The organism is Nostoc sp. (assembly GCF_036917095.1).
In the GTDB taxonomy this organism is placed as follows: Bacteria; Cyanobacteriota; Cyanobacteriia; order Cyanobacteriales; family Nostocaceae; genus Nostoc.
On sequence record NZ_JBALFH010000006.1, the window covers coordinates 18,446 to 38,865 of the forward strand.

Below are 20,420 nucleotides of genomic sequence, written 5' to 3' on the forward strand. Positions count from 1 at the left end.
GTAGTAATACGCCAAAGTCTTTAATTAGCGAGGAAATTGCTACATTAATAAAAGCTTAGGTTAACTAGCTTTTAACCTAAATTGCGAAAATTAACTTTGCCTGCAACATTTACCCAATTCAGGCTATCGCCGCAACGCTGTGATTAGTGGACTATTAAAAAAACTCCGTGTCCCCTTTGTCAAAGTTCAGGATTCCCGTGAAACCTCCAAGAGCAAAAGCTGGCTGCAAATTATTTTGGTTACCAGTGTAGGAGTCACCGCTTTTATTTGGGGAGTTAGGGAACTCAAATGGTTACAGCCTTGGGAGTTAAGAGTTTATGACCAGATGCTGCGATCGCGTCCAGTCGAAGCACCCGATCGGCGGATTTTGCTGGTAAAAATTACTGAAGAGGATCTCAAACGAGAGAAATGGACTCTATCAGATCGTACAATCAATCAGCTATTAAAGAAAATAGAGTCTTATCAACCGCGAATTGTTGGTTTATATCTTTTCCAACCAGAAGACAACAATTTCGCGGCTAATCTCCAAAATCAAGATAACATTGTCAGCACCTGTTTGTTCAGCAGCTTGGGTAGAGATGAAATTCCACCGCCATCCAATTTTCCTATAGATAATGTTGGGTTTAGCGATGTGGTTGCTGACAATGAAAACGACCAAATTCTCCGCCGCAGTTTATTATTTGCTAAATCTACAGACAAAAAATGTACGACATCATTTGCATTTGGTACGCTAATAGCAATTAATTATCTGGAAAAACAAGGCATTGAATACGACTTCGCAAATAAGGGAGAATTTCAGTTAGGTAAAACCCTATTCCCGCGTTTACAAGCTAATTCTGGTAGCTACCAACATCTGGATGCAAATGGCTATCAAATATTATTAAATTACCGTCACCCCAATAGTTTCGCCGACGAAGTAACCCTTACCCAAGTCCTCAGCGGGCAAGTCAACCCCAATTTATTCAAAGACCGTCTTGTAATTATTGGCACCACAGCAGCTAATCTAACTCCAGGTGGCTTTTATACACCTTACAGCAGTTTGCCAGATCGACCAGCTAAAATGCCTGCTCTGTTTATTCATGCACAGATAGCAAGTCAACTCATCAGTACAGTGTTAGATGGGCGACCTCTAATTTGGTATTGGCCCGACTGGGCGGAACTTATTTGGGTATGGGGCTGGTCGCTTTTAGGTGGAATTATAGCATGGCGGTGGCAAAATCCGTTGCTTTTGCTAGTGGTAGGAACGACAACTCTACTTGGCTTAGTAGGAATCTGCGTTGCTTTGTTTTTTCAAGCCGGATGGATACCATTAGTTCCCTCTGCCCTGGCTTTGGCGATTAGTAGCATCTGTGTGATTACTTATACTAGTTACCAAAATCAGCGGCAAACTCAGGTGATTATTCTGCAAGTTGAAAAACAACAAGAAGCGATCGCCCAATTAAATGTACTCTTAGAAGATAAAACAGCATTTCCCGACTCCTCTGTTGATTTTCCTCCCGCAATTGATTTACGTGAAATAAAATCTGGTGATTTGCTTTTGGGTGGACGCTACAAAATCTCTCAAACTTTAGGTGCAGGTGGATTTGGTCGCACTTATTTAGCACAGGATACTCAACGGCCGGGCAATCCTATTTGTGTAGTTAAAAAGTTAATGCCAGCCCGTCAAGATACACGATTTTTGCAAGTTGCTCGCAGGTTATTTAAGAGTGAAGCTGAAATATTACAATCTTTGGGAAAACATCATCAAATTCCCGAATTACTTGCTTATTTTGAAGATGGCCAAGAATTCTATTTAATTCAACAATATATCGAGGGACATACCCTAAGTGAAGAATTACCACCAGTGCAGAATGTGCGGAACGAATCATTTGCGATTGAGATGCTTAAACAAGTTTTAGAAGTTCTAGAATTTGTTCACCACCATCGAGTGATTCATCGCGATATCAAACCGGCTAATATTATTAGATGCGCTGAAGATAATCGGCTGGTATTGATTGACTTTGGTGCTGTCAAATTGATGCAACCGCCGAATAGCGAGCAAACAGAATTAGCCACAGTAGCCATCGGGACGCGGGGTTATGCACCTCCAGAACAATTTGCCGGTCATCCCCGCTTATCCAGTGACATTTACGCTTTAGGAATGATTGGCATTCAAGCCATAACTGGGATACCACCGCAAGACCTCCACCCAGATCCAGAAACGGGGAATGTGATGTGGCGGCAAACGGTGCAAGTGAGTGAAGAATTAGCGGCAATTTTAGATAAAATGGTTTGCTATCATTTTAGCGATCGCTATCAATCAGCCGCCGCAGTTTTACAAGATTTGAAACGTATATAGCTCTGGCGATTAGAAATCGCATATGCACACTAACGGACAACTTTAGCCCACATCGTTAGTTACCTTAGCTAGAGTGCAAACCAGTATAATAGCCTGGATATTCTTTAAAAAAATTCGCTGCTAATCACTCTTCCCTTAGCGTCCTTAGCGTCCTTTGCGGTTCGATACCCTAACCATGTCCACTCAACCCACAATCCAAAGCATATACACCGATGGTGCTTGCACCGGTAACCCTGGCCCTGGCGGTTGGGGAGTTGTCGTCTACTTCAGCGATGGCTCAATCCACGAAATGGGCGATGCATCTCCTCATACCACTAATAATAAAATGGAGATGCAAGCTGCGATCGCCGCCCTCCAATTCCTGCAAACATCTCAACAAACCCAACCCATCATCCTTCATACCGATAGCGAATACCTGATTAACTGCGTTACCAAGTGGGTGAAAGGCTGGAAAAATAAAGGCTGGAAAAAGTCAGATGGAAAACCCGTCCAAAACCAAGAGCTTTTGGAAACTCTCGATGAACTCAATACGCAGCAGGTAAAATGGCAACACGTCAGGGGACATTCTGGTAACATAGGTAACGAACGTTGTGATGCGATCGCTCGCACATATGCCAGTGGCAAAATTCCTTCGCTACAGCAATTGACTCCGACAAATTTTTATAAATCTTTACCTTCCGAAAATGAAATAAATGTAGCAAAAGTAGCTGATTCTGAAAAAAATTCTAGAATAATTAACCAAAATACACAAGAAGTCAGTACTTCTGCACCAGAAATAACTGTTATGGAACCATCAACTGGATCAAGTGCGTCCGCTACCGATGAAAAACCGCCAGAAATGAGGGTTTCGCAACTCCGCAGCTTGGTCGAAACTCTCCGTATCGCTGACGAAATTGCTGAAAAAGGCTACTTAATCACGAGTTCTGAATTAGCAGACTTGATGGATGTCCACGCCAGTGCTGTCACCAGTCGGGGAGATCAATGGCGCTGGCGAAACTGGATAGTGTCACGGGTACGCCGTGAAGGAAATCAAATTCTTTGGGAACTGGAACGCGGGGATCGAGTGGGAGGTGAAGAGGAGTAGGGGCAGGGGGCAGGGGGCAGGGGGCAGGGGAGCAGGGGAGCAGGGGAGCAGGGGAGCAGGGGAGTAGGGGGGCAGGGGAGTAGGGGAGCAGGGGAGATGAGGGAGCAGGGGAGCAGGGGAGCAGGGGAGATGAGGGAGAAGAACTAATAGATCGTGCCCAATGCCTAATGAATGCCCCACTCATAACTCACCACTATATTTCCGTCCCCGCCACTCGCGTGGCTTGCGGAACGCAGATAAGAAGATTCGTAGCACAGCTAGGGGATCGGCTAAAGGGGAAAGCCAGAATAACCAGCTACCTTTTGCACTTTTGCGATCGTAGGAAGGTGCGATCGCAAATAGCATAGCAAAGCGAATCACCACCAAGAATAAATTCAGTCCCAGCAGAAGAAGTGGGGGAGTGGGTAACGCGATTAATCGCGTCTGTAGCGAGTACGAGAGTGGGGGAGAAATCAACAAAAAAGCAAGGACAATTAAAAGGGGTAGACCTTGAACAGATGTGAGTAGCCATAAATCTCCCCACAACTGCGAACGAGAAGTTGCATCTTTGAGATCGAGGCTTCGCCCCCATTCCTTCCACGTCTCCATCGCCCCTTCATACATCCGTACTTTCAGCACCTTTGCTCCATCTAAAAAGCCCACCTTATATCCTTGAACAGCAATATTTCGTGCCAGCGTGACATCATCACAAAAAGAACCACTCGCACTGCTATAGCCACCCACAGCAGCTAAAACGGAGCGACGGCACAAAAAACACTGCCCATTTGCCATCACCCGTTCTGGCTGTTCTGTATTGATCCCAGCGGGGTCAAATCGGTACAGCAGAGTCATCAACAAAGCAGGTTGTAGCCAGCATTCCCCAGGATATTTGAGGATGAACTGGGGTGAAAGGGAAACTAGATCGTAGCCTTGCGCTTCCGCCATCTTCACCAAACCAGCAACCAAACCAGGATGCGGCTGGATATCAGCATCCAGTCCCAGAAACCACTGACTAGCCTCTGAGCTATATAGAAAACCGTTATGCAACGCCCAAGGACGCCCCACCCAACCAGATGGTAAGGGATCGTCTGTCATCACGCGAAAGCGCGGATCTTTCTGCTGTATAGCTTTTACCAAGTCGGGGGTGCCATCAGTAGACTTGCTATCTACAACAATAATTTCCCGAACTTCGTAGCTTTGCTGACTTAAACCAGCTAATAGAGGGCTAATGCGAAGCGCCTCGTTCAATGTGGGAACGACGACACTAACCTTACCTAAAAGCTCCAGCGTCGGTTGTTGCGGTTCTATTGGAGGAAGGCGTCTTGGCCCCTTTAGCAGGCGCGAAAACAGAATTGCCGTTGCTGGTACTTGGATAAGTAGCAATAAAAGGGAGATGGCGCTTTCTACCATTAAAGCGTTGTCATTAGTCATTGGTCATTAGTCATTGGTCATTAGTCATTGGTCATTAGTCATTGGTCATTTGTCATTAGTCATTAAGTATGGAGAAGAGGGAGACGGGCTGGGGGCAAGGGGGAAAATGAAAATTACCTCTTTCCCCTCTGCTCCCTGCTCCCTGCTCCCTGCCTCCCTTACTCCCCTACTCCCCTACTCACTAATTTATGGACTTATTTAACGGCAACTTTAACGCTTCTTGCCACTGAGACTTCCTTGGTTGCTGGTTCAACAGCAACTTGAGTAGGTGTGGTTGAACTGCTTAACCACAGCGCCACAGCAGGAGTTACACCTAGCACTAAGCCAAGCAACACGGGGATAGAGAACCCAGCGGCCAAGCTTAGTCCGGCGGCGAAGGCAAAGTTAGTTAAATAAACGACTAAGGGTAGATTGAGTTGCGATCGCTCTAATTTAATCGAAGCGTTTCTCCACAACAATCCTGCCACGCTCATAAACAGGGCGCTAGTACCAAACCAACCTGCATAGTTCTGGTAAGGTGTCCCAAAGAAAGCTCCTGGTTTTTCCCAATACCAGAAGGGCAGAGAAGTTTGACTCATAGCTGGCTCAAGGGCAAAATCCCAGCAAGTGAAGAGCAAAGCACCAACGGCTATAGCCGCAATATGGCGTCCCCAACTGGGTTTTTGAGCCACTTTCAAACCAGTTCTCGCAATTAAATAAGACGACAGCCCAACATAGAACCAAGATAAAGGAATAGTGAAAGGAACTAGCCCCGCAATCTTATAACCCAAGCCACTCAAGTAGCTATAATCACCAAATGGAAAACCTGTGCTGGTTCCCAGTAGTTCGCTCCCCAAGGAGATAAACATAGCCGGCAGCATAAATGCTAGCCAAGTTCCCAATCCTAACGTCCGGTAGGCATAAATCGAGACAGCTATTGTCCCCAAGATGATATCAACTACACCGCCACCTGCCATACTTAACTGTACGGCAGTTTCTCCAACCTGCGATAAGTTGAAAAGTATTTCGGCATTAGGTACGACCAGTAGCATCCCTACCAGTCCAAAGGCTTTTGACACGATATGACCAATGAGGCATACGCGTTCAGCAATAACAAGTTGTCTCATGATAATTCCTTAACAAGATGTGACACGCGGCTACTCGGCTGCTAACAGTTTACAAATGTTTAACAACATATTTAACTACTTTGGGCCGCAATTCTCTACAAACTTGTTTGGCTTTCTTGGGAAGAGCATAACAGCCTATTGATTGAAGCTATAAAAATATGATGATAGATTTACTAGTCTAAGCCATATAGTCAAAATCTACATAATTTCATCTGCAAAAACTTCTGGTTTCTTGTCCCATTGATACCCGTATGTTGAAAAACTCCTTCCATACAGGGATCTGCTTGAGGCTGGACAACCATCATAGATTAAGCAAGCTCTACAGTAAGTATGAAGAATGACACATTTATCCCAAAAAATTACGGCAGGGGCTAGTAGGTATACCGTAATCTAGAGGTTGTTGATAAACAGCTTCTAACTGAATGACTAACAGACGCCAATTTTTAAAAGGGGTGACAGCGCTTTCTAGCTTATCTTTAGCTGGTTGTGGCTGGAGGCTGGCTGAGGTACGTGCTAATTCTAATACGAATGGTCAACGCGACCAACTTTATATCTTTACCTGGACGCAATATACTGACAACCAATTACTGAAAACTTTTAGCAGCCAAACTGGCATGAAAGTGCTAGCGGATGTGTATGATTCCAATGATGTCATGCTAGCTAAGTTGCAAGTTGGAGGCGGTGGCACTTATAGCATCATCTACCCATCCGATTACATGGTGCAGAAGATGGTAAACAAAGGTTTGTTAACAGAAATAAATCACAATCGCTTAATCGGTTTAGAGAATTTATTCCCCCGGTTTCAGAATCCTAGTTATGACCCCAATAACCGATATAGTATCCCTTTTAACTGGGGAACAACAGGTTTACTTTACAATTCTGAAAAACTCAAAGATGCACCACAAGACTGGGATTACCTTTGGCAAAATCAAGAGCAACTTAATCAAAAGATGACCTTGCTTAATGACGTTCGAGAGGTGATGGGTGCAACGTTACGGATGCTAGGTTATTCTTACAACTCAAGAAATGAAGAAGAAATCAAACAAGCTTATGAAAAATTGAAGGTGCTAAAACCTGCGATCGCACGTTTTGACACTGACGCATGGCAAAATCAAATTCTGGCAGGAGATTTACTATTGGCAATGTGTTATTCAGCAGATGCAGTGAGAATCTCTCAAGAAAACCCTAAACTAAAATATGTGATTCCTCGCAGTGGTTCTTCATTATGGACAGACACTATTGTTATTCCCAAATCAGCCCCAAATTTAGCTGGAGCCTATGCTTGGATTAACATGATTTTGCAACCAAGATTAGCAGCCGAAATCAGTCAGCGCCTGAGTATTTCTACGCCTAATAGGATTGGCTTTGAGCAATTGCCAAAAACAATACAAAACAATTCTAATTTATTTCCCCCAGAGTCGCTTTTAGCAAATTGCGAACGTGTCGCTCCTGTAGGGCAATTTGAAGAGGTTTACGACCGCTATTGGACTCAATTAACTAGCAGCTAAAATATTTATAAGTTAAAAGTAGAGACGCGATTAATCGCGTCTGTTAGGAGTTAAGAGTTATAAATGATGAATTTTGAAAAAAATGAGATTTCCAAAATAGAAGAATTGCATCCACTGCGAGGAAACTGGCTGCAACCTTTGGTATTACTTGCACCATCTGGGATTTGGTTATTGCTTTTGTTGGTGCTGCCAAGTTTGATAATTTTCGAGTTAAGTTTAGTTGCAGATATCCGACCGGGAGATATAGTCAATCCCAACGGATTCAAAAACTATATTAGAATATTTGATCCCCTTTACATCCAAGTAATTGGGCGATCGCTATTTTTTGCGTTTGGCACCACCATCATTTGTTTATTTTTGGGCTTCCCCGTCGCCTATTGGATTGCTCAAATAGCGCCGCAGCGTTGGCGAAATTTGCTGCTATTAGGCTTTGTCTTACCTTTGTGGACTTCTTCGTTACTTCGCTCTTATGCTTGGATTACAATTCTTCGTCCTAGTGGTTTGTTGAACAGTTTACTCAGCAATTTAGGCTTGCCTACTTTGGAATTACTTAACCAGAGTCAAGCTGTATTAATTGGTATGAGTTACAGCTTGTTACCTTATATGGTTTTGATTTTATATGCTTCTCTCGAAAAGCTAGACAAGCGGTTGTTAGAAGCAGCGGCTGATTTAGGTGCAAATTCGGTGGAAACTTTTTGCCAAGTAACCGTACCACAAATTTTTCCTGGAATTGCGGCTGCTTCTATGCTTGTATTCATCACAGGCTTAGGGGATTTTGTCGATCCAGAATTACTTGGTGGTGCTTCTAGTATGACGGCGGCACGGTTAATTTATAACCAGTTTCTTGGAGCAACGCAAAATTGGGGATTTGGTTCAGCCTTAAGTATGACGTTAATTTTGCTTGTTAGTATTGCGATCGCGCTTTTGATTAAGTTTGGCGATGCACCCAAACGTTAAACTTTTGGTCACTCACTTATAATAAAGGCATCAAACGCCAGCGAGACAACGGTTATGCTCTCACCCGATCTCAAAAATGCGTTACCAACTACTGATGAACTTCCCTGTTCTGACGATACACCAGTGGATAACGAAGACCAAAACTTTTTGCCCAATATTTTACTTTTTTTACTCAACTCCATTTGGGCAAATCGCATGGATTGGTATTTCGGAGTAGATATGGGTGTGTATCACACCACAGGAGTAAATCCTAGAGTACCTGTAGTGCCAGATGCTTTTTTAAGTGTGGGAGTAGAACGGAAAAAGGGTGGTAAATCACGCAAAAGTTACGCGGTTTGGGAAGAAAATGGCATAGTTCCAATATTCACATTAGAAATGGTATCCCACACCCCAGGAGGTGAATACGATGAGAAGCTAGATATCTACAGAAAACTTGGTGTATTGTACTACGTAATTTATAACCCTGAGTTTTGGCAACGCGACCAACATCAACCATTTGAAGTGTATAAGTTAATAGATGGAAACTACCAACTACAAATAGGCGAACCTTATTTGATGCCAGAGGTGGGGTTAGGTATCGGGCGACACCAAGCTGTAATTGCCGGGATACAACAAGAGTTTTTATGTTGGTATGACGAGCAAGGAAAGCGCTATTTGACAGATGCAGAACAGGCAGAACAGGAGCGACAAAGGGCTGAACAGTTAGCACAGTATTTACGTTCTCTGGGCGTAGATCCAAATAATCTACCTGGTAATTAAGGCTTTTAATTTCGACACACCAAAGACGATCGCAAACTGTTACAGGTCAACTTGATGATGGAAATAGTTGACCTGTTGGGCATTTTTTAGGTAAGCTGACTGTAACTTTAGTTCCTTGCCCCACTTCACTAGACAAGGCAATATCGCCACCATGTAATTCCACACAAGCTTTAGCGATCGCTAGCCCTAAGCCTGTACCAGAGATTGTATCAACGTTACTTCCACGACTGAAGGATTGAAACAAATTTTCTCGATCTCTAATCGGGATACCAATTCCCCAATCTTGAATGTAAAATATCACCTGTGATTCTTTGCCAATAAGATGGAATTCCACAGTCCCTCCATCTGGAGAGTACTTAATTGCATTAGACATTAAGTTAATAAAAATTTGCTGCAAGAGTCCGCGATCGCCCCAAAATCCCTGGCTATTCCCAGTAATTTTAAAAATCAATTCGTGGCGATCGCCTGCTGTTTCTCGCTCTTGTTCTATCAAGTCAGAAAAGAATTGCAGTAAATCGAGCAAGATTGGCTGAAATTTGGGTTTTTCTAGTTCAAATTGGTTAACCAGAAGCATGTTATCCACAAGTTTGGACATATACCTTGCTTTCTGTTCAATGATTCCCAAAAACCTCTGTTGTTTAGACTCATCCAGTTGTTGGCTATGTTTTCCCAAAGTTGATGCCGCAGCAAGGATTGAAGTTAGCGGCGTTCGATATTCATGGGAAACCGTTGCAATTATATGAGATTTAAATGTATTGAGTTCCTTTTCTTTGGCAAGCGCTGCTTGAGTTTGGGCTAGCAATTCAGCTTGTTGAATAGCGATCGCTAATTGCACCGAAACTTCATTGAGCATTTGGGCATCATCAGTTTGCCACTGTCGTTCCCCAGAATTATGATGAGCAATCAACAAACCCCAAAGCTTAGGAGTTGGGTTCCCATTGTTACTCAGATTAATGGGAACCACTATATTTGCCTCAGTATTAAATTGCTCTTTCAGGTTGACACAATTACACAAGCCAAGCTCATAAATATGAGGGATTGGAGATTGGCAATTGGGCAGAAGAGGCAGAGGGGCAGGGTGCAGGGTGCAAGGGGGAGAATGAGTAATTAATTTGCCTCTTTCCTTCCTCTGCTCCCTGCTCCCTGCTTCCTGCTCCCCTGCTTCTTTCCTAGCGGCGACGCGATCGCACAATGTTACAGTGCGGAATGACTCAACTGAGGAGGCAACTATCTTACCGTCGGTATCTGGGGCGAACTGATACACCATCACGCGATCGCACTTCAAAAGTTGCTGTACCTCAGCTACAGCCGTATTCAAAATTTGCTCTAGGTTAAGAGACTGGCGAATTCGGAGAGCAGTTGTGGCAATTAGGCGTTGTCTCTCTTGAGTTTTGATGAGTTGGGCTTGCAAGCACGATTGCTTGATGGCATTGCGGACTGCTAGTTGCAGCACATCCTGTGTAACATTTTGCTTGACTAAATAATCCAACGCACCCCGTTTCATTGCTTGCACAGCGATCTCTTCATCACCACGCCCTGTCAACATAATTACGGGGACAGAAGTTTTAAATATCTCTTGCTGCATTTGATCGAAGAGTTCTAACCCACTCATATCAGGTAGGCAAAAATCTAGTAGAATGACATCGCAGCGTACTTTTTGGCACAAAGCAAGCCCTTCTTCTGCACAGTCTGCCTCCAAAACCTGGTAGGACTGGTGCGGATCTTTCAAAAGATATCGACGATAGATTTTCCGATCTGCTGCACAATCATCGATGATAAGTAGCGTCCATGTGTCCAACATAAGGTTATGAGGATTGGGGAGCCATATAGATCCCTTTTATCCAGATTGCGTTTTTATTGCATAATTCTAAAAATAATATAAAATTAGTCTAAATAAAATCTAAATTCTTTAGAAATCCTAAAGTAATACAAGCAGTCGAACGCGGTACAAAAAACACAAAGATGGGGAAAACGCATCTACCAGAGACAAACAGACACAGTGACTCAAAGAGGAAAATGTAGCTGTGCCCTCTGAGCCGTCTTTTTTGTTATCCTTTTGTGACTACTGCCTCACTAACAGAAAATAAACAAATTAATCCAAGACTGGCGGCATATTGGCTTCAAGCCAGTAGTCCACAAATGCCTGGATCGTCTTTTTTAGTTCCTGAGCATCCATCGGCTTTACCATATATCCATTTGCGCCCTTTTGGTAGCACAACTCAATATCCTTGGGGTTAGATGATGTGGTAAAAACAACAATGGGGATTCCCTTGAAACTCTTGTCTTGCTTGAGCCGATCTAAAATGTCCCGGCCATCAATACCTGGCAAATTCAGATCGAGCAAGATTACAGAGGGTCGTAATGCTACTTTTGAGTTGGGTAGGTCTTCGTCCTTAGCGTAGGCATCGTTTCCCTGTTGATAAAGGAAGTCTAAAACCTCATCCCCATTCGTACAACGGTGTATGGGGTTCTGGACGGACATGTGCCGCATGAGACGTTGTAGCATCCGAAAATCTTCATTGCTGTCTTCAACAACGAGCAGCGGTTCATGAAGTTTTTTTGTCATTCGTAGTCTTAAAAGAGCTTAACAAAAGTATATATTTAGTCATTATCTTAAACTATTCCAACGTAAAATAAAAAATTGAGCCAGCGCCTACAGTAGATTTCACCCAAATTTTACCGTTATGAAGCTCAACAATCTTCTTCACAATAGCTAGTCCAGCACCGGCTCCTCCACCGTATTTTTCCTGGGAATGGAGCCGCTTAAATAATCTAAAGATAGTTTCTAGGTGATGCTGTGGAATTCCAATGCCGTTATCTCGGATATAAAAGATTGGGCATTGAGCATTGGGTACAAGAGGCAGAGGGGCGGAGGGGCAGAGGGGCAGAGGGGAAACTACTGTAACTTCTCCCCTGCTCCTTTGCTCCCCTACTCCCCTGCTCCCCTGCTCCCCTGCTCCCCTGCTCCCCTGCCCCTCTGCCTCTCCTTGAGAAAAGTAGCCAATCTCAACCCATTGCTCTGCTTTATCGTTGTATTTGAACGCATTACCAAGCAGATTGCTGAAGACTTCATTAACGAGAACTCGGTCACACGAAACTGTTGGTAAAGGCCGAGGAATGCGAATATCCACAAGCCCAGAGTCTTGACGACTAGCGCGAAAAACGTCAATTACTTGGTTGAGCAATTCGTTGAGGTCAGTTGCTTGCAAGCGCAATTGTGCTTGTCCTAACTGCGAGAGCCGCAGCAGAGCATTAATCAGAGTTTCCATGCGTACAGACAAGGACACTACTGTTTGTAAGCACTCAATGCCGTCATCATCTAATACTTGGGCATAATCTTCTAGCAACACCGTTGAGAAGTTATAAATGCCCCGCAAAGGTTCTTTGAGGTCATGGGAAGCAGCGTAGGCAAAGGATGCTAGTTCTTGGTTGCTGCGCTCTAACTCCAGGTTGATTTTTGCTAATTCATCTGCCTTTGAGAGTACAATACCAACGATCGCATTCCTCAAAGCGATCGCACTGTCAAGTTCGCAAGGTTTCCAAGGTAGAGAAGTTAATCTAACCGTTTCTTGCCATTGTTCAAAGGATTTTCGGGGAGACAGGGTATAGCTACCGTCTGCCTGTGCTTGCATGGATTCTTGTGGATTTCCTGCCCAGTGTACCGTTTGGATAACTTCGGGGCGAAACCAAAGGATGTAATAGCGCCGGACTTTAGAAATCCGCAGTAGCAACAAGCCACTAGCAGTATCTTTAAATATCAGCGCCTCTGAGTAAAGCTTTGGCAGAGAATCAGTAGAAAACAGGTTGTCACTAACTTGAGTATCCGCCCATTCAATGAGTGCCCGAACTTCATCAATATTCGGTGTTGTCCCCACAAGGGCAATTTCATTATCCAGGCAAACTGCTGCTCCTGAAGCACTAACAAGATCGAGCAAGCGAATTTCCGGTTTGATTAGGGCATCGATAAAATTGTCTGCTTGGGAAATAGATTCTAGAAACTCAGACTGTAGCGATTTGAGTTTTACTTTATAATCCCATTCTGAGTAACTAATTTTGTGTGCTAATTCTGAAGACGCAATCTGTCCCAAAAATTCGCACATCTTGCGGACTTCGTAAGAAATATACTTTGGTGTTTGATGGTGACAGGATATTAATCCCCAAAGCTTCTGCTCTTGAATAATTGAAATCACCAAAAGAGCCTTCACTCCCATATTTTGATGATATTCCGCACAACACCAATCAAAACTCCGTAGCACAGAGTAACTTAAGTCAAGATGCTGATGTGTTGTCGGATTTTCCGTTGGAACTAGTTTGACAGGTTCGGCAGTCAAATCAGGGAGAAATCGGAGAAAGCAGCGCGTGTATAACTCCCTAGCCTGTGCGGGAATATCTGTAGCGGGATAGTGGAGTCCTAAATAAGGTGATAAATCTTCCCGTTTAACTTCTGCAACAACAGAACCCGCTTCTGACTCGTCAAATTGATAGACCATCACCCGATCGAAACCGATGATTTTTTGGACTTCTTCTGCAACTAAATGCAAAAATTCTCCCAGATTCGATGTCCTTTGCATTTTAGCGATCGCTTCACTCGCAAAACTATGAAAGTTTAAGAAACTCACCTCAAATTCCGAGTCAGTTGGTTCTAGCTCCAGAATCACAGCTTCTTCTGTACGATGAGCAATAGCATCAAAGTATATTTCCCCATACAAAGTATTTATTAATACTTTAAATATATTAGCGCTGCCAACCTGTTTTACTAAGCACTGCTTGACAATTTCTACTGGCTGAGGTTCAAGTAAATAGCTCAAAGGTTGACCGAGCAAATCTTCTGGAGCTTTGTACAAATACACTTGGGTATTGTTGCTAACTTGTAGTATCTCTAGCTGAGTACTGAGTGCCAGGAGAATGCCATGAGGTTGAATAGAGCCAGGTATGTGAATAGGTTTGCGATCGTGGTTAGTCAGAGCAGTAGCTTGGGCAGTAGTATTTTCAGACTGGCTCATAAATCAACTTATGTAAAGCTGATTTTTACAATAGCGCAATTAAATGTCACATTTCTTTAAAGTATATGCTGACAAGGATGAATGCGATCGCATATCGATTGTGCTTGTCACGGTTTTGACAGTAATATCATGTCCGCTTGATTACTTATTAAACCCGAAGAACCCCACCCCGCCAAAGCTATGCTTTGTCTCCCCTCCCGAAGAGCGGGGAGGGGTTGGGGGTGGGGTGCAATGACTGTGGGAATCATAACTATTTATCCAGACATGATATAAGAAGCTTCAGCACAAATATCCTTATGTCACTCTCTTGGCTATAGATTTTTCTAGGTCAATTGCTTTTATATTTGCATCTTCATGCAAATATACTGCACAGACATAATTAAGTCTGTACAAGTCAAATAAAAATCATTACATGCAGCAATGCAACACCAATATCCAACATCCAGAATCCGAAGCCGACTATGGTGTTGGGGACTTTTTTTTTAAGGGTATGGCTCCTTTTATATCCAGCAATTGAGCTAATTCGGTTGTATTCAATGACTTGACGAGACTCAAACCAAGAGACTTACTAGAAATGCTTTGAGCGTAGCCGGCGTTAAGGTAAGGGGTGTATTGCGATCTTCCTGTAACATAAGTTTGGAAGAAAGGTAAACTTAAAACATTCATGTAACGACGCGCTTGGGAAGCATCGCCAATCATATCGGCAGGTAATGCTACTTGTTGATTTGCAGGGTTACCATTGCCAATGGTGGAAAAGTGGGTGCCACCTACAAGCATGACGAGATACTTTTGTGAATTCGCCAACCAGGAAAAAGGTAGAATTTGTTCGGATAAAGCTGGTGCAACTGTATCATCACTACTGCTGACGATCATCACTGGAGTTTTAACTTGACTTAAGCCAGCTTTGCCGAAAATAGAACTAGTAATGGGATTAACTGCGATCGCAGCTTTCACTCTCTCATCCCGCAGGTTATAATCCTTGCCAGACTTGCTGATGCTCAATTCCAAAGCGCGACACTGGAGCAGTAAAGACATATTCCAGGTATTTTGCAGCGCTGCTGGTTGACAGTCTTGTTTTAGCTGCTCAAAGTTGATTTTAGCGCCTGCCAAGGCCAAGGCTGTGTAGCCTCCCAAAGATTGACCAAATACTCCAACTTGTTGCAGATTTAACCGACCTTTAAATCGTGAATCAGATTGATTACCTTTTTCCAATTGATTCAGTATATATGTTACATCCAAAGGACGGTCTTTAAATTCACCTGGTTCTGCTATTTCACTGGCGCGTCCATTCAACAGAGAATGCAATTGTTTAGCGTCACTACCAGGATGATTGGGAACGACGACGGCAAATCCGTAAGAAGCGAGGTGAGTGGCTAAATATTGAAAGTTGCTGCTGTCTAAACCCAAGCCGTGAGAAATTACAATTACAGGTGCAGTATTCTGGATATTGGGAATATAAACATCAGTTAATAAAAGCCGATTGCGCGTTGAGTCGAAAAACTTTAGGGTGTATTTTTGTGACTTCAACTTTCCCGGAACCTGTAAATCGGGTAATTGTGATAAATTAGGTTGTTTGAAGGTAGTAGCTTCTATCTTAGACTGTTGCGAAACTGCTGCGATCGCCCGATGGGTTTGGTTAACAAGTTTCTCCAATTCCGTAGCTATTTCCAAAGTCTGCGCTACATCAAGGTGAATGCTGCTGGTAGGAAATTTACGCAACACATTCAAAAACGTCAAACCTCCCGATTCAGCAGAGGCTGAAATTACCGCCGAACGCAAAGCATGAAATTCTGGTTCTGGCTGAGGAGATTTGGTTTTAATCACTTGCGCTAACCGATGCAGCAAAAATTCTCCTTGCGGTGTGTAGAGAAATTGTGAAAGTACTACCGGACTAACTTTCACACGATTGAGTAAAATCTGCCGTAATTCTTGAAGCTGTTGAAGAGGCAGATATTGTTGATACGCTGCCAAATCTTCGTTAATTACACCTGTTTTGGCGTAGTTTTCTAAAGCAGTGACTGAAATCGAAAGCTCTAAAGCTGAATAAGATGCATAAATCCGCTCTGCTGCCAAAACAGAATTACTAATTCCAAATGTTGGCAGCACCATTGAAAGAACCAGCAATAGGAAATTTTTTCTTAGGGTGCTGGCCCAATTACCAAACAAACTATTCATCGCTCAACTATTTCGGTAGTCTGGTTTTATCAGGTGTTGGCTTTGGTAGTTATTCGGGCACCCTGCTTGGTTTACTTAAAGTTATCAGCCTCAATTTTGTCAAAACAGAATTTAGGAGTCAGGAGCTATCATTCGTCCTGAATTATCTCTGACTTGTAGATGGAGCTTGCTTAAGATAAGGGGTAGAAGTGGGTTGAAAATTCCCACCAAATCTAGGATTTAGTAGTCAATAAAAAAGTAGCGGTTCCCAATCCACCAGTAATTGATTCTGACTCCTGAATTCTGATTTCTGAATTATGATTCAACGATTTTTTCGGCTATCAGGTCAAAAATTAAATACTACAGAGTCACAGAGATGGGTAAAGTATCCATCTTGCAAGAGGCTGACTCCAGTAGTTTGCCTTCACTAATAAATCATAACAAATAAAAAATCCTCTGCCTCAGTATTTATGTTGTAGCTTTGAATATGTCCCAAATTTCCTGGATGAAACATCTAGTAAAAAGCCGGAAATTTATTTCTATTAATCGGTTTTTCCCAAGGCGATCGCTACTGAACCTGCGACTACTAAACCCGCTCCTAATATTGCGATAAAAGTGAAATGTTCTGGCGATGTCCAAGAAGGTGCAATAACTGATACAACTGCGACTGATATTAATGTCACAATCGGAGCTATAGCTAATACTGCACTCACTCGTGATGCTTCCCAATGTTCTAATGATTCCGCAAAAGCACCGTAAGCGATTAAAGTATTCAAAGCACAAAAAATTAACATTCCTAAATGGAAGCTATCAAGTATAAAAAGTGATTTTATTTTCGCTAAAGGAGTGAATAATAAAGCACAGCCCCCGTAAATAATCAGCATAATGCTAGGGGAAGATAAAGATTGTAATAATTGCTTTTGTGCCAAAGCATAAATAGCCCATGCTGCTGCTCCTAGCGCAATCAAGACACTGCCTAGTATATATGTGCCATGCGCTGTAATTAAATTTGTTAGTTGTTCTCGAAAAAATAAAAGATAGCCGCAAGTCATTACACTTACACCAATCCATTGAGACAGGCGGTAACGTTCTTTAAAAATAACTAACCCTCCAAAACCTAATAAAAGGGTAGATAATTGAATAAGAACTTCAGCGTTAGCAGGCGATGTTAGTGCTAAACCTTGCATGAATAGAAAGTAATTACTCCCTAAAAAGAGTGTAGCGATCGCTAATAACTTCCAAGATGCAGAACGCAATTGTTCTAACTTTGGTAATTTTCCACGTATTCCTAAATACACAGCAAGCAGTAAAAAAGATACCAAAAAGCGAAACCAAATGATGGTATAGACATCAAGTGCTTGCAGAGTTACTGTAAGAGCAATAGGTAAAATTCCCCACAATAAGACAGTCAATAGCGATAACGCTAGCCCTAAGCGCCACCGACCAGAACTTTGATGTAGTGACATTTAAATTTCCTGCTCAAAGTAGGGCTGATAATAAGCTAAAACATATCTAATTTGCATATCTAAATTTTATCACCAAACTCTTGTAGAGAAAGCATGTCAATAGCCTAGCTAATGCCAGTTAAACATAGAATATCTTACCTACTCTACTGAATTTATTTGTAGACCTATAGCGTCTTCTGTTCACATAAAATTTGTAAATTGCATAATTCCTTTACATGAAACTTAAATATAAAACTTGCTCATAAATGTATAATTTCTTTCGGTGTTATTTGTTGGCAAAAAAACTATGGGGATTATACCCATAATAAGCTTAGTAGTCTTTATTACTGGCTTATCAATTTACTTGCTACTGACCTCAAGGGGTCGGTTTTTGCTAAAATCTTTGGTGACAAAAATAAAACGCCAAGGGTGGAAATTCAGGAATGGTAAGCTTAACTACCTGAGGTCAAGATTTTCAAAGACTACAACAATTGCTGCCATTATTTTAGCAGCAGTAATAGCTGGAAATACTGTATCGGCCCAGGTTACGCCGCCGCCTCTAACTTCACTCAAGAGTGTATCGGTTCCGGAGCCTGGCAATCTTGGAGACTTCGTAAAAGACAAAGTAGCTGCAATCAAGTTAGGAAAAACTCTCTTTTGGGATATGCAGGTTGGGAGCGACGGACAGACCTCCTGCGCTAGTTGTCACTTCCATGCTGGAGCCGACAATAGATCCAAAAATCAGATTTCTCCGGGGCTTTTGCGGATTAACGCTAATGGTACAGTAAATCCGGATACAGTTTTTGATGTAGGTGGTTCACCAAACTACCAACTTAAACCAGAAGATTTTCCCTTCCACAAGCTGTCAAATCCGAACGATCCTAAAACCGTTGTATCTGACCGAAATGATGTCAGTTCCTCTCAGGGCGTTTTTAACGCTAAGTTTGTTGATGTTAAACCTGGTAGCGCAGAAGACGAAGTAAAAACCGAGCTAGATCCGGTGTTTAACGTGGGAGGTACTAATGTGCGCCGCGTCCAGCCGCGTAACACCCCAACCGTGATTAATTCAGCATTCAACTTCCGCAACTTTTGGGATGGAAGGGCACAGAACATCTTTAATGGGGTGAATCCCTTCGGTTTAAGAGACCCTAACGCCTCTGTAGTAAAAGCAGAAAAGCCAAATCAACTCAAATTTGTCAAAATCAGACTGAATAATTCGTCTTTGGCCTCTCAAGCGCTCGGGCCGCCACTCAGTTCCTTCGAGTTGTCCGCAGATGGGCGCACTTTTCAAGAAATTGGTGATAAGTTCGGGCGAGTTGACAACAAAAAATCTCTCAGCACACTGCCGCTAGATAATCTAGATAATCTAGATAATCTAACTGATACTCTGGTTGGCCCGCTACTCAATTCCGTTGACGAACTGACTGGTAATTTGGCGCAAATTGACAACAGTACATCTCTCAGCACGCTGCTGCAAAATGTTCTGTCACTTAGAGGTACAAAGCTCCCCCGAGTACTGGGGCAAAAGTTATCTCGCCTCAGACCGCTAGGCAAACAGGTTGTGCATCCACAAGACAGTGTTTTAGGTGCAGATAGTAGATCGCCTCAGCCCGGACTGAAGGATAGAACCTACGAGCAGCTGATTCAAAATGCCTTTAAGCCGGAGTGGTGGAAGTCTAATCAACTCATCCAAGTTGATGCTAAAGGTAGACGGACTTTTGTCAACAGCCCTGATAACTCTTCTCAAACCGATGAGTACACGCTGTTGGAGTATAACTTCTCGCTGTTCTTTGGGCTGGCAATTCAGTTGTACGAGTCTACACTCATTGCCAACGATACGCCCTTCGATCGCTTCTTGGCAGGAAACACCACAGCTCTAACCTCTCAGCAGCAACTAGGCAAACAACTATTTCAGGGCAAGGCTCTGTGTATTGGTTGCCACGTTGGTTCAGAATTAACAGCTGCTTCAGTGAGCAGTGTGGCTAAAGACGGACGAATCAAACGTTCGCCGGTCGGTGCAAAATCCCCTGAAGACAATGGTTTCTTCAATATCGGCGTTAGACCTGTGACGGAAGACCCCGGTTTGGGTGCTAATGACGGTTTACAGGGTAATAATCCGCTTTCAGAGGCACGATTGGCTCAGTTGGGGAAATTTCAGCTTCTCCTCGGACAAAACCCCCCCACACTCAATCCACCGTTGAACTTTAGTGAAAAAGTGATTGCAGACGGAGCTTTCAAAGCACCTGGACTTCGCAATGTCGAACTAACTGCCCCCTACTTCCACAATGGAGGTCAAGCGACTTTAGAGCAAGTGGTTGATTTTTACAATCGAGGTGGTGACTTTGGCGCTCTTCCCCCGCTGAATCTATCACCAGAAGAAAAACAGCAATTGGTCGCCTTTTTAAAGGGACTGACTGATGACCGAGTTAGGTACGAGAAAGCGCCTTTCGATCATCCGCAACTTTTCGTACCCAATGGACATCCGGGTAATCAGAGATCCGTTAATGACGATGGTACGGGCAAAGCTACAGATAGCTTCCTGGAAATTCCTGCTGTTGGTAGGAATGGCGGTAGTGCTATACGAAATTTCTTGAAGTAATAACATTTCACGAAATAGCTGATACCGATAGATATGTAGGGGCGTACAGATGTATGC

13 protein-coding genes are annotated in these 20,420 nt (G+C 43.1%); 6 read left to right on the top strand and 7 right to left on the bottom strand.

Annotated features, from left to right (window positions below):
• The first annotated feature begins 139 nt into the window (after positions 1-139).
• The gene (locus V7L01_RS01470) at positions 140-2,338 is read left to right on the top strand and encodes a CHASE2 domain-containing protein (RefSeq protein WP_335031239.1); all 2,199 of its coding nucleotides are present in this window, start codon (positions 140-142) and stop codon (positions 2,336-2,338) included.
• Between the two features lie 175 nt (positions 2,339-2,513).
• A complete protein-coding gene (rnhA, locus tag V7L01_RS01475; protein WP_335031241.1) occupies positions 2,514-3,422 on the top strand; it encodes a ribonuclease HI in 909 nt (302 codons plus the stop codon).
• Between the two features lie 180 nt (positions 3,423-3,602).
• On the opposite strand, the gene cruG is transcribed toward rnhA, so the two are convergent.
• Both cruG and cruF read right to left on the bottom strand, forming a co-directional pair.
• Positions 3,603-4,832 carry a 2'-O-glycosyltransferase CruG gene (cruG, locus tag V7L01_RS01480; RefSeq protein WP_335031243.1) on the bottom strand — a complete coding sequence of 410 codons (1,230 nt, stop codon included), beginning with the start codon at positions 4,830-4,832 and terminating at the stop codon, positions 3,603-3,605.
• Between the two features lie 194 nt (positions 4,833-5,026).
• Positions 5,027-5,938, bottom strand: a complete 912-nt coding sequence (cruF, locus tag V7L01_RS01485) for a gamma-carotene 1'-hydroxylase CruF (RefSeq protein WP_335031245.1) — start codon at positions 5,936-5,938, stop codon at positions 5,027-5,029.
• Positions 5,939-6,360: 422 nt separating this feature from the next.
• Between cruF and V7L01_RS01490 the strand changes: the two genes are divergently transcribed.
• The 3 genes from V7L01_RS01490 to V7L01_RS01500 all read left to right on the top strand — a co-directional run bounded on the left by V7L01_RS01490 (position 6,361) and on the right by V7L01_RS01500 (position 9,162).
• The gene (locus tag V7L01_RS01490) at positions 6,361-7,446 is read left to right on the top strand and encodes an ABC transporter substrate-binding protein (RefSeq protein WP_335031247.1); all 1,086 of its coding nucleotides are present in this window, start codon (positions 6,361-6,363) and stop codon (positions 7,444-7,446) included.
• Positions 7,447-7,512: 66 nt separating this feature from the next.
• Positions 7,513-8,403 (top strand): ABC transporter permease, encoded by an 891-nt coding sequence (locus V7L01_RS01495; protein ID WP_335031373.1) that lies wholly within the window; start codon positions 7,513-7,515, stop codon positions 8,401-8,403.
• 54 nt (positions 8,404-8,457) lie between these two features.
• Positions 8,458-9,162 carry a Uma2 family endonuclease gene (locus V7L01_RS01500; protein ID WP_335031249.1) on the top strand — a complete coding sequence of 235 codons (705 nt, stop codon included), beginning with the start codon at positions 8,458-8,460 and terminating at the stop codon, positions 9,160-9,162.
• A gap of 46 nt (positions 9,163-9,208) precedes the next feature.
• On the opposite strand, the gene V7L01_RS01505 is transcribed toward V7L01_RS01500, so the two are convergent.
• The 5 genes from V7L01_RS01505 to V7L01_RS01525 form a co-directional block, all read right to left on the bottom strand.
• Positions 9,209-10,963, bottom strand: a complete 1,755-nt coding sequence (locus V7L01_RS01505) for a hybrid sensor histidine kinase/response regulator (protein ID WP_335031251.1) — start codon at positions 10,961-10,963, stop codon at positions 9,209-9,211.
• A gap of 291 nt (positions 10,964-11,254) precedes the next feature.
• A complete protein-coding gene (locus tag V7L01_RS01510) occupies positions 11,255-11,728 on the bottom strand; it encodes a response regulator (RefSeq protein ID WP_335031253.1) in 474 nt (157 codons plus the stop codon).
• Between the two features lie 52 nt (positions 11,729-11,780).
• Entirely contained in the window at positions 11,781-14,165 is a 2,385-nt protein-coding gene (locus V7L01_RS01515; protein ID WP_335031255.1) for an ATP-binding protein, read from the bottom strand.
• A gap of 459 nt (positions 14,166-14,624) precedes the next feature.
• Positions 14,625-16,340 (bottom strand): alpha/beta hydrolase, encoded by a 1,716-nt coding sequence (locus tag V7L01_RS01520; protein WP_335031257.1) that lies wholly within the window; start codon positions 16,338-16,340, stop codon positions 14,625-14,627.
• A gap of 521 nt (positions 16,341-16,861) precedes the next feature.
• Entirely contained in the window at positions 16,862-17,785 is a 924-nt protein-coding gene (locus V7L01_RS01525; protein WP_335031259.1) for a DMT family transporter, read from the bottom strand.
• Positions 17,786-18,071: 286 nt separating this feature from the next.
• Between V7L01_RS01525 and V7L01_RS01530 the strand changes: the two genes are divergently transcribed.
• Entirely contained in the window at positions 18,072-20,363 is a 2,292-nt protein-coding gene (locus tag V7L01_RS01530; RefSeq protein ID WP_335031261.1) for a cytochrome-c peroxidase, read from the top strand.
• Positions 20,364-20,420 lie beyond the last annotated feature (57 nt).

Coding starts and splice junctions, on each gene's coding strand:
- rnhA (WP_335031241.1), top strand. CDS start 2,514: ATGTCCACTCAACCCACAATCCAAAGCATATACACCGATGGTGCTTGC.
- V7L01_RS01495 (WP_335031373.1), top strand. CDS start 7,513: ATGAATTTTGAAAAAAATGAGATTTCCAAAATAGAAGAATTGCATCCA.
- V7L01_RS01530 (WP_335031261.1), top strand. CDS start 18,072: ATGGGGATTATACCCATAATAAGCTTAGTAGTCTTTATTACTGGCTTA.
- cruF (WP_335031245.1), bottom strand. CDS start 5,938: ATGAGACAACTTGTTATTGCTGAACGCGTATGCCTCATTGGTCATATC.
- V7L01_RS01510 (WP_335031253.1), bottom strand. CDS start 11,728: ATGACAAAAAAACTTCATGAACCGCTGCTCGTTGTTGAAGACAGCAAT.
- V7L01_RS01515 (WP_335031255.1), bottom strand. CDS start 14,165: ATGAGCCAGTCTGAAAATACTACTGCCCAAGCTACTGCTCTGACTAAC.
- cruG (WP_335031243.1), bottom strand. CDS start 4,832: ATGACTAATGACAACGCTTTAATGGTAGAAAGCGCCATCTCCCTTTTA.
- V7L01_RS01500 (WP_335031249.1), top strand. CDS start 8,458: ATGCTCTCACCCGATCTCAAAAATGCGTTACCAACTACTGATGAACTT.
- V7L01_RS01505 (WP_335031251.1), bottom strand. CDS start 10,963: ATGTTGGACACATGGACGCTACTTATCATCGATGATTGTGCAGCAGAT.
- V7L01_RS01490 (WP_335031247.1), top strand. CDS start 6,361: ATGACTAACAGACGCCAATTTTTAAAAGGGGTGACAGCGCTTTCTAGC.
- V7L01_RS01520 (WP_335031257.1), bottom strand. CDS start 16,340: ATGAATAGTTTGTTTGGTAATTGGGCCAGCACCCTAAGAAAAAATTTC.
- V7L01_RS01525 (WP_335031259.1), bottom strand. CDS start 17,785: ATGTCACTACATCAAAGTTCTGGTCGGTGGCGCTTAGGGCTAGCGTTA.